The 14,453-nt window shown below is 59.6% G+C and carries 15 protein-coding genes and 1 tRNA gene; 6 read left to right on the forward strand and 10 right to left on the reverse strand.

Going from position 1 to position 14,453, the window contains the following annotated elements; genetic code table 11:
* Window positions 1–526 precede the first annotated feature (526 nt).
* Window positions 527–1,276: an NAD-dependent epimerase/dehydratase family protein gene (locus J0X03_RS23415; protein WP_033645071.1), complete on the forward strand. Its 750-nt coding sequence runs from the start codon at window positions 527–529 to the stop codon at window positions 1,274–1,276.
* Between the two features lie 32 nt (window positions 1,277–1,308).
* On the opposite strand, the gene J0X03_RS23420 is transcribed toward J0X03_RS23415, so the two are convergent.
* Window positions 1,309–2,475 carry an MFS transporter gene (locus J0X03_RS23420; protein ID WP_033645072.1) on the reverse strand — a complete coding sequence of 389 codons (1,167 nt, stop codon included), beginning with the start codon at window positions 2,473–2,475 and terminating at the stop codon, window positions 1,309–1,311.
* A gap of 377 nt (window positions 2,476–2,852) precedes the next feature.
* On the opposite strand from J0X03_RS23420, the gene J0X03_RS23425 reads away from it, so the two are divergent.
* Entirely contained in the window at window positions 2,853–3,953 is a 1,101-nt protein-coding gene (locus J0X03_RS23425) for an alkene reductase (RefSeq protein ID WP_033645073.1), read from the forward strand.
* 380 nt (window positions 3,954–4,333) lie between these two features.
* A complete protein-coding gene (locus tag J0X03_RS23430; protein WP_162837995.1) occupies window positions 4,334–4,504 on the forward strand; it encodes a hypothetical protein in 171 nt (56 codons plus the stop codon).
* Window positions 4,505–4,568: 64 nt separating this feature from the next.
* Here the strand turns inward: J0X03_RS23430 and J0X03_RS23435 are convergent, their stop codons facing one another.
* The 4 genes from J0X03_RS23435 to J0X03_RS23455 all read right to left on the reverse strand — a co-directional run bounded on the left by J0X03_RS23435 (window position 4,569) and on the right by J0X03_RS23455 (window position 7,749).
* Window positions 4,569–5,081, reverse strand: coding sequence for an Mpo1 family 2-hydroxy fatty acid dioxygenase (locus J0X03_RS23435; protein ID WP_046688035.1), 513 nt, complete (start codon window positions 5,079–5,081; stop codon window positions 4,569–4,571).
* A gap of 71 nt (window positions 5,082–5,152) precedes the next feature.
* Window positions 5,153–5,596 (reverse strand): universal stress protein, encoded by a 444-nt coding sequence (locus tag J0X03_RS23440; protein WP_033645075.1) that lies wholly within the window; start codon window positions 5,594–5,596, stop codon window positions 5,153–5,155.
* A gap of 21 nt (window positions 5,597–5,617) precedes the next feature.
* On the reverse strand, window positions 5,618–6,172 hold the full coding sequence (locus tag J0X03_RS23450) for an HlyD family secretion protein (RefSeq protein ID WP_230358663.1): 555 nt from the start codon (window positions 6,170–6,172) through the stop codon (window positions 5,618–5,620).
* A gap of 41 nt (window positions 6,173–6,213) precedes the next feature.
* Window positions 6,214–7,749, reverse strand: a complete 1,536-nt coding sequence (locus J0X03_RS23455) for an MFS transporter (RefSeq protein ID WP_033645079.1) — start codon at window positions 7,747–7,749, stop codon at window positions 6,214–6,216.
* Between the two features lie 140 nt (window positions 7,750–7,889).
* Here J0X03_RS23455 and J0X03_RS23460 point away from each other — a divergent pair, with 140 nt between their 5' ends.
* Together J0X03_RS23460 and J0X03_RS23465 are read left to right on the forward strand one after the other, a co-directional pair.
* On the forward strand, window positions 7,890–8,792 hold the full coding sequence (locus tag J0X03_RS23460; RefSeq protein ID WP_031299766.1) for a LysR family transcriptional regulator: 903 nt from the start codon (window positions 7,890–7,892) through the stop codon (window positions 8,790–8,792).
* 199 nt (window positions 8,793–8,991) lie between these two features.
* Window positions 8,992–9,330 (forward strand): colicin E1 family microcin immunity protein, encoded by a 339-nt coding sequence (locus J0X03_RS23465; RefSeq protein WP_044030221.1) that lies wholly within the window; start codon window positions 8,992–8,994, stop codon window positions 9,328–9,330.
* Between the two features lie 147 nt (window positions 9,331–9,477).
* Here the strand turns inward: J0X03_RS23465 and J0X03_RS23470 are convergent.
* The 3 genes from J0X03_RS23470 to J0X03_RS23480 form a co-directional block, all read right to left on the reverse strand.
* Window positions 9,478–9,572: transfer RNA gene (locus J0X03_RS23470), tRNA-Sec, on the reverse strand.
* A 98-nt stretch (window positions 9,573–9,670) separates the two neighbouring features.
* The gene (locus J0X03_RS23475; protein WP_160203882.1) at window positions 9,671–11,014 is read right to left on the reverse strand and encodes an esterase-like activity of phytase family protein; all 1,344 of its coding nucleotides are present in this window, start codon (window positions 11,012–11,014) and stop codon (window positions 9,671–9,673) included.
* Between the two features lie 75 nt (window positions 11,015–11,089).
* Window positions 11,090–12,205 carry a cyanate transporter gene (locus J0X03_RS23480; RefSeq protein ID WP_277988502.1) on the reverse strand — a complete coding sequence of 372 codons (1,116 nt, stop codon included), beginning with the start codon at window positions 12,203–12,205 and terminating at the stop codon, window positions 11,090–11,092.
* Window positions 12,206–12,415: 210 nt separating this feature from the next.
* On the opposite strand from J0X03_RS23480, the gene J0X03_RS23485 reads away from it, so the two are divergent.
* Complete coding sequence (locus J0X03_RS23485) at window positions 12,416–13,270, forward strand: LysR family transcriptional regulator (protein ID WP_060660099.1); 855 nt, start codon at window positions 12,416–12,418, stop codon at window positions 13,268–13,270.
* Window positions 13,271–13,276: 6 nt separating this feature from the next.
* On the opposite strand, the gene J0X03_RS23490 is transcribed toward J0X03_RS23485, so the two are convergent.
* Both J0X03_RS23490 and J0X03_RS23495 read right to left on the reverse strand, forming a co-directional pair.
* Complete coding sequence (locus tag J0X03_RS23490; protein ID WP_033645101.1) at window positions 13,277–13,717, reverse strand: hypothetical protein; 441 nt, start codon at window positions 13,715–13,717, stop codon at window positions 13,277–13,279.
* A complete protein-coding gene (locus J0X03_RS23495; protein ID WP_033645102.1) occupies window positions 13,668–14,288 on the reverse strand; it encodes a nucleotidyltransferase domain-containing protein in 621 nt (206 codons plus the stop codon). The genes J0X03_RS23490 and J0X03_RS23495 overlap by 50 nt, the downstream gene beginning before the upstream one ends.
* Window positions 14,289–14,453 lie beyond the last annotated feature (165 nt).

The raw sequence follows: 14,453 nt of genomic DNA on the forward strand, positions 1-14,453 counted from the left end.
GTTTTGCCTGCCGCAGCAGTAACAACCCTAAATCGGTTGAGTTATGACGTTAACACCGCAGATTTTAGCGGAGCAAGGCTTTGCGACGGCAAATTGCCGAACTGTGATCGCAAAGGCAAAACGGCCTCAATGCGCGAAATAATGCATGCCGCCCTCTACCGGGATCACTGCGCCGATGATATATCGCGCGAGCGATAGAGAGGGATGAGAGAGTATCGCCCGGCTTCACGTCAAAAAAACATAAGATTAACTAACCTAATAATTCACTATCAAGCTAAAGCGAAACACGTATTTTCCAGCGGCCAATCGGCTTTTCTGGCAATATTCGCAGCCATTAAGGCAAATACATCGCCAAACCTCATCGAATATTGTTAGCACCTCACGATATTCACCCACGCAAAAATCACCGTGCGCAATTGAATATGGCGAATAAACATCAGAATAACTAATTAAAACAACTAGACAAAAATCACACGGGGGATTATTACTGGTCAACGCTTAATCGAGAGTAGGGATGACAGTCACCATGGTGTTGCGTACTGATGTAGGACGGATTTTGATTACCGGCGCCGGCGGCCGAGTCGCCACCGCGTTTCGCCAGGCAGTGGGCGATCGCTATGCATTGCGGCTGGCGGAACGAGATCTCGCTCTGTTGCGCGATCGCCGGCCCGGCGATGAGGTCATCAGCTTCAACATCGCCGATCTCGACGCCTGCCGTGAGGCCTGCGCCAATATCGACACCGTGTTGCACCTGGCCGCCGATCCGGCTCCCGACGCCGATTTTTGCGGTTCGCTGATGGACAACAACATTCTCGGCACCTTCAATATCTTCCGCGCGGCGAAAGACGCCGGCTGCCGCCGGGTAGTGTTCGCCAGCAGCGCGCAGGCGGTGGAAGGCTACCCGCTCGATTATCAAATCCGCCCAGATGACGCGCCGAAGCCGAAAAATCTGTACGGCGCCAGCAAGGCGTTCGGCGAAGGCATCGCCGCCTATTTCGCCCATCAGGAGGGGCTTTCCGCCCTGTCGGTACGCATCGCCAACTTCACCACTCTAAGCCGGGGCGAACAGCTTAGCGCCCGCGACATGAGCGCTTTTCTCAGCCATCGCGACGCCGCCGATCTGCTGGATCGCTGCATTCGTGTCGAAGGGGTGCAATATGCGGTGGTGCACGGGGTTTCCAATAACCGCTATACGCGTTTGTCGCTGGAAGAGACCCGTCGCCTGCTCGGCTACGCCCCGCAGGACGATGCGTTCAGCCAGCTCGGCTTTGAGTGAGCGCGGCGGGGAACCCCGCCGCACGTTATCGTTTACCCGTTGGCGTAGGCCACTTTTTCGGCCTGACGGTGGGTAAACAGCACCAGCAACAGCGCCAATCCGGCAATAATAGCCCCCATCACCGGCACGAAGCTGTATCCCAGCCCGGCGGAGACTACCGCGCCACCGGCGGCGGCGCCCAGCGCATTGCCCAGGTTAAAGGCGCCGATGTTGACCGAGGACGACAGGCCCGGCGCTTCGCTGGCGACACGCATCACGCGCATCTGCAGCGGCGGCACCACGGCAAAGGTCGCCGCACCCCAAATCACCATGCTGACCGCGGCGCCGATTTCACTGCGCGCCAGGAACGGGATCACCAGCATAATGACCACCAGCAGCAGCAAGAAACCCTTCAGCGTCGCGCTCTCGGAGCGGTCGGCGAATTTACCGCCCAGGTAGTTGCCGATGGAGAAACCGACGCCGATCAACACCAGCATGACCGTCACGAACAGCGGCGTCGCATCGGTGATGTGCTGCAACACCGGCGAGATATAGGTATAGAGCGTGAACATCGCGCCCGCGCCCAGCACGGTCGTCAGCAAGGCGGACAGCACCTGCGGGCGCACCAACACCGACAGCTCGCGTTTCACATCAGGGCGTGCGCCGGCGCTGCCTTTCGGCAACGAGAACCACAGCCCCAGCATGGCGATCACGCCCAGCCCTGCCGTCGCCAGGAACGACATGCGCCAGCCGATGGTTTCACCCAGCCAGGTCGCGGCCGGCACCCCGCCGATATTGGCGATGGTCAGGCCCATAAACATGGTCGCCACGGCGCTGGCCTGTTTCTCTTTCGGCACCACGCTGGCGGCCACCACTGAACCGAGGCCAAAGAACGCGCCGTGGTTCAGGCTGGTGATGATGCGCGACAGCATCAGGGTGGTGTAGTCAGGCGCAACCGCCGACAGCACGTTACCCAGGGTAAAGATCGCCATCAGGAAGATCAGCGCGCTTCTGCGCGCCCGGTGAGAAAGCAGCAACGTCATCAGCGGTGCGCCGACCATCACGCCAACGGCGTAGGCGCTGATCAACATGCCGGCCATCGGGATGGAGACGTCCACCCCTTTGGCGATCGTCGGCAGCAACCCCATCGGGGAAAACTCGGTCGTGCCGATGCCGAACGCCCCCACCGCCAGGGCTAATAAGGGAAAGTTAATTTTCATTCAACAACTCCGGTTAACCGCTGCCGAAGCGCGGGAAAGTTAAGATGCCAAAAGTATGACATTGATCACACCAAAGATAAGCAGGCGGAAGGCTAAAAGACTTTTGCGATTTTGTTAAAAATCGTGGGGAAAACAGCAGCCGACTCTATCTCAGCCACGCGCCGACAGGCAATAGCCGCCGTCGCCCGTGCGCACATCGGGTTCATTCTCGCCACCTGGCCCACCCGCCATACCGGCTCACCGGCGGCTGCCGCGACTATTGAACACAGAGCAAAAGTGTTTTGTTATTGTGCGCGTTTTTAGAATTAAACGACGAAATATAATGGCCTCAGCAAAACATCATCGCCCCACGGCCTAATTCACATGAGGGAAGCGCCATGCTTTTTGACTCGTATTCTTTAAACGGTTTATTGCTGAACAATCGCATCGTCATGCCACCCATGACCCGTTCACGGGCCGGCGCCGGCGACGTCGCCACCGACATGATGGCTGAATATTATGCCCAGCGCGCCAGCGCCGGGCTGATCGTCAGCGAAGGCACGCAGATCAGCCAGCAGGGCCAGGGTTATGCCTGGACGCCCGGCATTTACACCCCGGAACACATCGCCGGTTGGAAAAAAGTCACCGACGCCGTACATCAGGCCGGCGGCAAGATCTTCGCGCAGCTTTGGCACGTCGGCCGCGTGTCGCATACCATTTTACAGCCTGGCCACGCCGCGCCGGTCTCCTCCTCCGCCATCCAGGCCGACGGGGTCAAGGTGTTCGTGGATGTCGAAGGCCGCGGGCCGGAACATGGCGTGGGTGAAATGGTGCAACACTCCGCACCGCGCGCCTTAACGCGGGAAGAAATCCCGGCGATCGTTAACGACTACGCCCAGGCGGCACGCAACGCCATCGCCGCCGGTTTCGACGGCGTAGAGCTGCACGGTGCGAATGGCTATCTGATCAATCAGTTTATCGACTCACGGGAAAACCAGCGCGACGACGAATACGGCGGTTCACTGCAAAATCGCCTGCGTTTCCTGCGGGAAGTCGCGCAGGCGGTCGCGGACGCCATCGGCAAAGAGAAACTGGGCGTGCGCCTGGCGCCGCTGACCACTCTGATGGGCTCGCAGGACGATACCCCGGAAGCCACCTATCTGGCGGCGGCCAGCGTGCTGAACGATATCGGCGCCGCTTATATTCACATCGCCGAAGCGGATTGGGATGATGCCCCGGTGATGCCGGCAGCGTTCAAAGAATCGCTGCGCCTGATTTTCCGCGGCACGCTGATTTACTCGGGCAAATACACGCCTGAACGCGCTGAAGAAGCGCTGGCCAAAGGTTGGGCAGACTTGATCGGCTTCGGCCGCCCGTTCATCGCCAACCCGGATCTGCCTCACCGCCTACAGCACGGGCTGGCGCTGAATGCGCCAATCAAAGAGAAATTCTTCGGCGGCAGCCGGGAAGGCTACACCGATTACCCAGCGATCGGGTAAATACATTCAGCCCCCCGAGCTTGGAGGCGGGGGGCTTCGCCGGCCAGGCAAACAACGCTCTTAAAAATAAGCGACATAATCCAGATTTTCAGTGTCCGCACGATAAAGAAAAAAATCGAAAACCTTAAATATAAAATAATAAATTAAACATTTTCATTGCAATTTCTTATTAGAATACAAAATAACAAAGCATATAAAAACAATATAATTTGAAACAAAAACAATGAAAAAAACGAAAATAAAAACGGAAAAGACAATATTAACTGGAGATTTAAACACATAGTCCGTATTGACCGAACAGGGTTGAATATATACACGAACGTGTAAATATCTTTCTGAACAGCGCTACTGTGGCGCTGCATTGATTAAGGAAAGATCTTATGTCTAAATCACCTATTGGCACTACAGCCACGACAGGACAGAAATGCCCGGAAAGCGGCGTCTGGGAAGTGGTTGGCAAACCCTCAACCACAGCGCCAATCGCTAAAGGCAATATCATGCCTCCTTATGGCGGCAAAGGGGTCACCTGGAAATTGATCCAATACGCATAATCCGTCGTCTTCAGGCCTCTTTTTTCAAAAGGGGCCTCGCAGAAAAATCCTATGACGCCTTATTTTATACCCTCCCGTTGCGCACTTTGCCCGATCGCATTTCGATGTTCCGTTGCAGTTCGCGCAGCCCGCCGGCCAGGAAGCAGGCTTCCGCCAGCACGAACAGCGGGCCGATGATCAGGCCCGTCACGTCGTCCATAAACGCCGGTTTTCGTCCCTCCCAGAAATGTCCGACAAACTGAAACAGCCAGCCGATGACGAAACCGCCGATGCCGACGCTCAGCCACGCCGTCGTCGATAGCGACGCCACCCAGGCGCCGACCCCGAGGCACAGCAGCAGCAACGCCAACATCATGACGCCAAGCCGCAGACTCAGCCGCAGGTAATAGAGAGCCGACACGATCACCACCGCGCAGGCCGGCGAAAACGGCAGCCATCCCGCGCCCCATGCCGGCCGGGAGAGCAGCGCCAGCAGGCTGACGACGATCAGGGGGATGCCGATAAAGTGCGTGACGATATTGCGCGCATCGCGATGATAGGCGGCATAAGCGGCAAGTTGATCTTCCAGACTTCGCATGTTGACCTCCGGTATGTACGGCCTTCGTCGCCGAACGCGTGCAGCCGCATGCGGCTGCCCTTACCCATAGCTTAGCGCGGGATCACCAATACCGGTTGGCCAATCTCATCCAGCAGGCCACGCGTGACGGAGGCGTTCAACCAGCGCCCCAACGAAGACAGGTGGCGGTGCGAGATGATCAGCAAATCGCAGTTGAACAGCGCCATCTGTTCCGGGATCACCTCGATGGGCGTCCCCGCAGCCAGCAAGCCCTGGGCGTTGAAACCCTGCTGTTTCAGCGCCCGCGTCACCTGCCCGACCTGCTTTTCCGCCAGCGCCTCTTCCCGTTGCGCGGCGGGATACTCCTCGCGCTCCTCGCTGTCGAAACGCAGGCCGCTACGGCTGAGCGTGAAGGCATTGTCCACCACCGTCAGTACGATCACGTCGCCGATGCTGCCTTGCAGGCGCGCCATAAAATCCAGGGCATTGCCGCTGTGCTCAAAGCAGTCCACCGCCAATAACACTCTCTTAATCATAACAATCCTCGTTCGGCTGAGTTAAATCGCGCCCTTGAAGTTGGCTTCGCCCTTTTTCCAATACCCCTTGGCAAACAGCGCCGCACGGGAGACGCCCATTTCGTTGATAAAGCGCGCCTTCAGGTATGCGGCGATCTGCTGCGACCCCGCACCGCTGCTGGCCATTCTCTGGTAGCGGTTCTGCTCCTGGCGCGCAAACGCCAGCTCCGCCTGCGCCGCCTGCCGCTCCGCCAACGCGGCGGCGATCAGCGCGCTCTGTCGGGTCAGGTTGGCCCCGGCGTCGTCCTGGCGGGCGCGGGCGGATTGCTCCTGGGCCGTCGCCTGCGCCAGCGCGACGTTGAATTCACGCGGGTCGATCACCGCCAGCAATTCCCCCTGTTTGACCCACTGGTTGTCCCTGACCAACACCTGCGCAATTTCACCGGCAATCTGCGGTGAAATACGCGAGATATCGGCGCGAATATAGGCGTCGTTGGTATTCTGCTGTGTTTCTTTAATAAAGAACTTATTGATTAATAACCCCAGCGTAATGACGGCAACCGCCAATACGGCAACGGCGACTTTCTTGTTAGCCATAAAAGTGACTCCACTTAATATTTATGTCTGATGATAAAATGTCAGGCAGCGACCGAACGCGGCGGGTAAATACGGGTCGGCATAACTAAAATCAGCGCGGTCAGTAATAACGCCAGGCCGGCAACCAACAGATAAAGATCGGCGCTGGCCAGCACGTGGCCCTGCCGGGCGGCAAGCTGCGCCAACTGCTCCGCCGATCCCGATGCGCGGCTATAGGCCGAGCCGAAGCCGTCGGCGATCGTACCGGCGTGATAATCCCCGCGCTGCCGGCTGAGCAGTGCGATGGCGCCGCCGGCCGCGGTGGCGGCGAAACCTTTCACCGCGTTGAACCACGCCGCCGCAAACGGCCCGTCGGTCGGCAACAGCCCGCCGGTCGCCTGCATCAGCAACGGGATGATCGCCATCGGTTGAGCAATCGCCTGCAACAGTGCGATGACGCGAAACGTGTCGCCGTTCCATTCCGGCGTCAGCTGGGCAGCCAGTACGCAGGCGGTGGCCATCAACAGCAGGCTGATCGCCAGCACCCAGCGGCAATCCACCCGCGGCGTATTGCAAATTATGGCGACGATCGGCAGCGTAATTAATTGCGGCAACGCCACCCACAGCATTAAGTCGGAGGTTTGTTCCTGACGGTAACCCTGAATCGCGGATAAATATCCCGACGTGATATTGACCAGCGACACCATAATTAACAGCACGCCACCCAGCGTAATTAAGGAGAAGGACAAGTTCCTTTTGCTTAATAGCTGCAAATTGAAAAAAGGCAGCGGGTGATACCATTCGTTAATCAGAAATAATGCCAATAGCCCAATGCCGCCCAACAATAAAACGTAGATCAGCGGCGAGTTCAGCCAGTCGAGGCGCTCCCCCTGTGAGATGCCCATCGTCAGCATGCCGAGCGCCATGCCGCCGAGCAGCAGGCCGCGCCAGTTGAACTGCCGCAGGCGCTCCAGCCGCAACGGATCCTGCGGCAGGCCGTAACCGATGCACACGGCGGCGATCGCCATCAGCGGCAGGTTCCAGTAGAAATATCCGCTCCAGCCCCAGTGAAAGGCGAAGGCGGCGGCGGTGGCGCCCAGCGTAGCGCTCCAGGCCGAGACCCAGCCGTAGGCGCCCAGCCCCAGCACCTTGATCAGCGGCGGCATAAAACGCAGCACCACCGTCATCAGCATCGGCGGCAACGCGCCGCCGGCGAAGCCCTGCAGGCTGCGCACCGCCAGCAGCACGCCATATTGTTCTCTCAGCCAGGGCGTCAGCAGCCCGCCGGCCAGGTAAATGCCGCACATCGTCAGCGCCACCCGGCGCAGCGAAAAGGTCGGCCAAAAACAGGGCGTGAACCCGGAACCGATCACAAAACCGGTGACGTAGCACGTGGTCAGCCAGCTGCCGGCATCGAAACTCAGCAGCATGCCGCCCTGTATATCCGCCAGCGCGAACTTGCTGGCGTTTTCCCCCACGCCGCTGGCCATCACCGCCAAAAACACGCCGAACAACCCCAGCCAGGTACGGCCGTTGATTTCGCCGGCGCTGGCGAGCCATCTATTCTTGTGATGCGGCGTAACAGACACCTCAACCATTCCCCACTCCTGCTGTTTCAGCCTCAATCTTTGTTGTCGTGGGCAGTATCCGGGCTTATTTCGATTGTTTAAAATGAAATGATGTAATTAACTAGTTGCACAAAACGCAATCCACTGAGTGCACCACCACCGGAGAGGACATGCCGCAAAAAATTGATTTCAACCTGATCTATGCGCTGAATCTGCTGCTGGAAGAAGGGAGCGTGAGCGGCGCCGCCGAGAAGATGAATCTGAGCGCGCCGGCAATGAGCCGCATTCTTGGGCGCATCCGCCGGCAGTTCGACGACCCGATCATGGTCAGGGCCGGCAAGCATCTGGTGCCGACGCCGCGTGCGCTGGAGTTGAAACGCCAGCTCGGCGAGATCATCGAACAGGCTGCCGCGCTGATCGCACCGAATGATGCATTCGAACCCGGCAAGCTGACCCGAACCTTCACCATTCGCGCCAACGACATTTTTATCGGCGCGCTGGCGGGCGGCCTGCTGGAAACGCTGCGGGACATGGCGCCGTTAAGCGGCCTGAAGTTTATCGCAGAAAGCGACGGCGAGGATGATGCGCTGCGCAGCGGCAAGGTGGATCTGGTGATCGGCTCCTCGCGCGACTGGCACCCGGAAATCAAGACGCAGAGCCTGTTCACCAGCACCTTTCAGGCGCTGGTGCGCCCTGGGCACCCAATTATCGGCCGGGTAACGCCCGAAACCCTGACTCATTACCCGCATATCAGCGTCTCCCGCCGCGGGCGCACGCAAGGGCCGATCGACGACGCGCTGCGCGATCTCGGCCTGCAGCGCAACGTCGCCCTGACCCTGCCGGGCTTCCATTCGGCGATGATGCTGACCATGAAATCGGACTTTATCCTGCCGCTGCCGCGCCACGTGCTGCAGGGGGTGAGCAACATCCACCTGCCGTTGGCGGAGATCGAGCTGCCGCTCGAGCTTGAATCGGTGTTTATCGTCCAGGCCTGGCACCCGCGCCTGGATCGCGATCCGGCGCACCGCTGGCTGCGGCAGACCATCAAGCAGTTCTTTTTGCAGCGGGAGTGAGGGGGCTATGTGTTGGGGAGAGGGACGCTCGCGACAGAACCCAAATACGCCTGCCAGATAAGCCGGTAATATGGCATTTTGCCGAAGCCCTGCGCATACTCAGACGTCTTGGGTAAACCGCGCAACGCGGGCAATGGCATCGATATTCCATTTCGCCAAGCACGAAAACAGAAAGGAACTCATGTCCAGGGAGGCACAAATGACCAAAGCGTATTATTGGAAAAGTCAGGTGTGGGGCGTGACTTACTTTTTTATCGCGCTTTATTACATCTATTCTTTCCAGGACATGGTGAATATCGCACTTTCGTTGATCCTCTCCATCCTGAGCTTTTTACTGTATCCCTGTGCTAAAAAAGGCACTGAAACGGCCGCCCTGCAGTTCACGAGTGAAGAATTTTGGCACCGCGGACTGTTCGCCGATACCATAGGCAAAAATGGCGTGCTGATCCTGTATTATGCATTCTGTTATGTCATGGCCCTGCCGCTGGGCGCCCTGTATCTGCTTGCCCTGTTTCTCAGAAATAAAAAGGCCGCGTAAGCGGTTTTTACGTCAACGGCTTACTGCCTCATAGTCCTTCTTCATGAACGTTTCTTCTACCCACGCAAGCTGCGCTATCACAAAGCGAAAGAAGCAAATTACCCCTACCGGAGCCGACAATCACAGAGGAGATTGGGAGACATTGATTGGCGGAAGATCACAGGAGTCGAACCTGCCCAGGACCGCTGGCGGCCCCAACCGGATTTGAAGTCCGGCCGCCCCACCGGGGACGAGGATCTTCCTTGGAGAAGAGAAGAAGCAAGGCGCTGATTATAGCGCAGTTTGTTCGCTGCGCTAAGCGGGAAATGGCGGCCGCCGGCGATTCGGCGGCCGGGGAGCGCTACTTCAGGAAATCCTTCACGTCCAGCAGGATGAACTCGTTGTCATCCGCCATATTGGGCTGGCGGCTGGAGGAGAACGGGAAGTTGTTGTCGTTACCGACGATGATGTGGTTGGCGTCCACCACGTCCACGTTTTCGATGGTGAAGAACGGGAAGGTCAGCACGCCGTCGTTCAGCGGCTTGCGCGCCAGCTTGTTCGGATCCTGAATGTTCATCAGGTCGATATAGCCCAGTTTTTCGACCGGTTTACCGACGTTGGCGTCCGAGAAAGCGATTTTATACACTCGCTTGAACTTGGCCACCTGGCTGAAGCAGTTGTCGGTCGGCGCGCCGGCGGCGCAGGCTTTATCCGGCGTGCCTTCGCCGTTGTCGCGCTCGATCACCAGCCCGTGGGTGGCGTCGATCATGTTGAAGTCGCCGATGGCGTTCTGGTTGTCTTCCAGTACGTACTGCCAGCTGCGGCCGGTCCAGGCCTGCTGTTTGACGTCGAACTCCAGCACCCGCAGGTAGCGTTTGCCGCCGACGTTCTCGAACTGTTCGCCATCCCACAGCGCCCCTTCCAGCAGCGGGTACAGCTTGCTGCCGTCCGGCGAGGCGGCCATGCCTTCAAAGCCTTTGGAACGCGCCACCTGAAAGTTCTGTTTGCCGTCCGGCGCGCCCGGCAGGGTTAGCGTCGGGTTGTCCGGCGATTTCACCACCTTGCCGTCTACCTGAGTGTCGAACACCGCCAGCACTTTGCCGTTCAGGTCGGCCTTGATCAGGTAAGGCCCGAACTCTTCACCGATCCATAAGGCATCGTCGGCAAACTGGAAGCTTTCCGGATCGAAATCGCTGCCGGTCAAATAACGCTTCTCGGTGCTCTCGTTGATGATGTGGAACGGCACCTTTTTATCCGGATCGTGCAGGAACACCGTCTTCAGCGGCGCGACCGTGCCGTCTTTGAAATCGATCTTGTAGTGATTGAGGTACAGCATGGCGTCCGGCGAATTGGCCTTGCTGCCGAAGCCGTTATCGGTCAGCACCCAGTAGGTGCCGTCGGGCATGTGTTTGATGCCGGAGTGGCCCTGCAGCGGCTGGCCGTCGATCGGCAGGCCGAAGCCGGTCAGGCGATCGGCGGATTTGCCCGCCACGCTGCCCAGCTCGGTGACGCGTTTGCCGCTGGTGTATTTGCCGCTCTGCTGCAAATCGCTCGGCGCATCCTTCGGCGTGGAAACGGCGGATTTCACCGGCAGTAGCGCATGCCCGGCCAGCGTCGCTTGCACCGGCTGCGCGTCGGCCCACAGGTTGGCGCTCAGCGCCATGCAGCCGACCAGCAGCGCCAGCCGGGTTTTGGTGTTGTGCATGTCATTGTCCCTTTTCGTTGTTATCGCCCAGAAGTAAAAGCAACGTCACTATAGGGAGCGGCAATGACAGAAATATTATTCGGCGAACGCCCGTCGGTAGCTGTGCGGATGGAAGCGCCAGGTGATGGCGATCAGCGCCACCACCAGCAGCGCGTGGATCTGCCAGTCCAGCACGAAGCCGCCGCTGTAGTCCCGCAGCAGACCAGAGAGGTAGGGCGTCACGCCCGCCAACAGGAAGCCGACGCCCTGCATAAAGGCCACCAGCCGCCCGGCCGCCGCCGGCTGGTGCAGGTGATCGAGCGCCAGCACCAGGCACAGCGGGAACGCGCCGCCCAGCCCCAGCCCGGAAACCAACACCCACAGCCACGGCAGCGTCTGCGGCAGGTAAATCAGGCCGATAAAGCCGATCAGTTGCATCATCAGCGCCAGCAGCAGCAGCGGCCGCCGATCATGATTGCGCGCCAGCGCCGGCAACAGCAGCGCGCCCACGACCTGGCCGAAGGTCATCAGCGCCAGCAGCGAACCGCTGGCCTGCGGCTGCCAGCCGAGCTGCATGTAATACGGCGGCAGCCAGGCGATCAGGCTGGTATAGCCGCCGTTGATCAGGCCGAAATAGGCGCCGAGCAGCCAGGCGCGCCGGTTGCGCAGCAGGCCTGGCCCGCGGTTTTCGCCCGCCGCGCCCAGGCGAGACAGCCCGCGGCTGACCGGCCACCAGGCCACCAGCGCCACCAGCGCCGGCAACGCCCACCAGGCCAGCGCGCTGTGCCAGTCGTGCCCTACGCTCATCAGCCACGGGGTGATCGCCGCCCCCAACCCACCGCCGCCCATCAGCGCCGCCGACCACAGCCCGGCCACCAGCGCCATGCTGTTGAGGAAATGATGCTTGATGATGCCGGGCATCACCGCCTGGATCACCCCGATGCCGAGCCCGCCCAGCACCGCGCTCATCAGCAGTTGCACGCTACCGGGGGCCAGTTCGCGCCAAAGCGCGCCCAGCCCGATCGCCAGCAGGCTCAGCGTCACCGCGCTGCGTTCGCTGAACAGCCGGTTGATGGCGCCGCCCGCCAGCGCCATCAGGCCCATCATCAGCACCGGCAGCGTGGTCAACAGCGCCGCGCCGCCAAAACTCAGCCCGGTGGCCTGGCGCAACGTCGGCAGCAACGGGCCAATCGAGGTCAACAGCGGCCGCATGTTCAGGCCGATCAACACCAGCGCCAGCAGCAGAGGGTTGAGCCAGCGGCGTGGAGAAGGTGAATTAACAGAATGATTTAACACGGCATATTCCTGGTACTGCGAAATGAAGAGTGCGGCGTCACAGCGCGATCGCCGCAGCGTTGCGTTACTGTAGGCAACGCCGCTAGTATTGGGAAATTAAATAATAAAATAGCCAACAGTGGGAAAATGAATCGCTACCCGATGTTCAATCCGCAGCTGCTGCTCAGCTTCGTCGCCGTGTGCGACAGCAACAGCTTCACCCGCGCCGCAGAGCGGGTGTTTTTGTCGCAGTCCACCGTCAGCCAGCAGGTGCGCCGGCTGGAAGAGATGCTGGGCAAGCCGCTGTTTGAGCGTTCCTCGCATCAGGTGCTGCTGACCGAAGAAGGCGTCAAGCTGTTGAGCTACGCGCGCCGCATTATCGCGCTGAATGAAGAAGCCCACGATGCGCTGACCGGCATCTGGCGCGACGGCGTGCTGCGGATCGGCATGCCGGAAGATTTCGCCGTGCCCACCACCGGGCTGCTGGCCGAATTCAGCCGCGAGCACCCGCACCTGCGGCTGGACGTCGCCAGCGGCCTGAGCGCCGATCTGCACAACGCCTACGCGCGTGAAGAGCTGGATCTGATCCTGGTGAAGCAGCGCCGCCGGCAACCGCCGCGCGCCGCGCGGCCGGAACCGCTGCTGTGGCTGGACAGCCTGGCCTTCCCGGCCATCGAGCAATCGCCGGTGCCGCTGGCGGTATTTCCACTGAACGGCCTGTACCGCGACGAGCTGTGCCAGGCGCTCGACAACCTCGGCAAACGCTGGCGCATCGGCTACAGCAGCGCCAGCCTGGCGGCGCTGACCGCCGCCTCCGCCGCCGGGCTGGGCGTCACCCTGCTGCCGGCCGGCTGCCGTCTGGCGACGCACCGGGTGCTGGGCGCGGCCGAAGGATTGCCGCCGATAGACAGCTTCGAACTGGCGCTCTACTACCGCGACGGCGCCCCCGCCGCCACGCTGGCGCTGGCCCAGCGGCTGGCGGCGTTTTGCGGGCTGAAGTAAGGCATCTTACGCCACTATCTGCGGATGTTCGCGCTGCAGCCAGTCGATAATCCGTACCCACAGCGCTTCTGTCTGCTCAAGGCAAGCCTGTACCGCCGCGTCCGTCACCAAGTCGCCGGAATAATCCGCCACGTTGCGCTGTTTTCGCAATGCATCCAGGCAGATCATTTCCTCTCGCGGCAGCCCTACGGTGAGCGGCAACGATTGGATCATGATCTGGTGATGGCCGGGTTTGCTGGTCAGCGTGCGGTATCCTTTGGCTTGTAAAGCGGCATTCGCCATTTGCATGACCGCCTTGTATGCCGTGTCGAAACGGCTCTCATTGCTAAGCTGAGTGATACCCGCATCGCGTCGGTTGCGAGCGGCGGCGGCCAGCAATTTTTTAATCGCCCCCGCGTCAGGCGTTATCACCTCCAGTCCCAGCCCGACCAGATTGTCCAGCGTCATCCTTGTCTCCCACAATCCAGAGTTGGGGTTTATCCATAATGTCCTGAATAAACGCGGAGTTCTCGGCCAAAGCCGCTCGCCACTCTTCAGGCGAATACAGTTTGGGGTTAATTTCCCGACCCAGCGTTGCCTGCAGCGGGTAAACCGCCTGAATCACCTCCGCAAAAGACAGTTTGCCGACGATCAGAACATCGATATCACTGGCCGCCGTCGCTTTGCCACTGGCGACAGAACCAAAAATAAAAGCGCGTTCAATAGCTTCGCCAAACGCTGCCAATGTCTGCCTTAAGCACTCCGCCGGCCCGCAAACCTTGCGGAAAATCGCCGCCAGCTCAGGGAAAATCAGGCAATCGGCGTTGGCCTGATAGCAAATTTGGTTGCCCTGCCGCTGCCTGAGCAAGATGCCGCTCTCCGCCAACCTGCTCAACTCTTTATGTAAAGTGCCGGCCTGAGTTGCGGTGCGCCGCGCAATTTCTCGCACATGAAACGCACGCCCGGCTTCAATAAACAGCAGGCTTAGCACTTTTCTACGGTATTCGCTGAACAGCAACTCGAGCATCGGATCGTGCATAACGCTGACCTCAATGTAGCTTTAATGACTACAAATGTAGCCATTAAAGCTACGAAAGAGCAAGCCAGGAAAATCCTTGCCCCGGCGCACGCCGGTCATTACCAAATCGAATAGTCACCAGTGGCAAATGTCGCTGCCAACCGGCCGGTTCCTCTCCTAAATTGG

This window comes from Serratia ureilytica (genome assembly GCF_017309605.1).
GTDB lineage: Bacteria > Pseudomonadota > Gammaproteobacteria > Enterobacterales > Enterobacteriaceae > Serratia > Serratia ureilytica.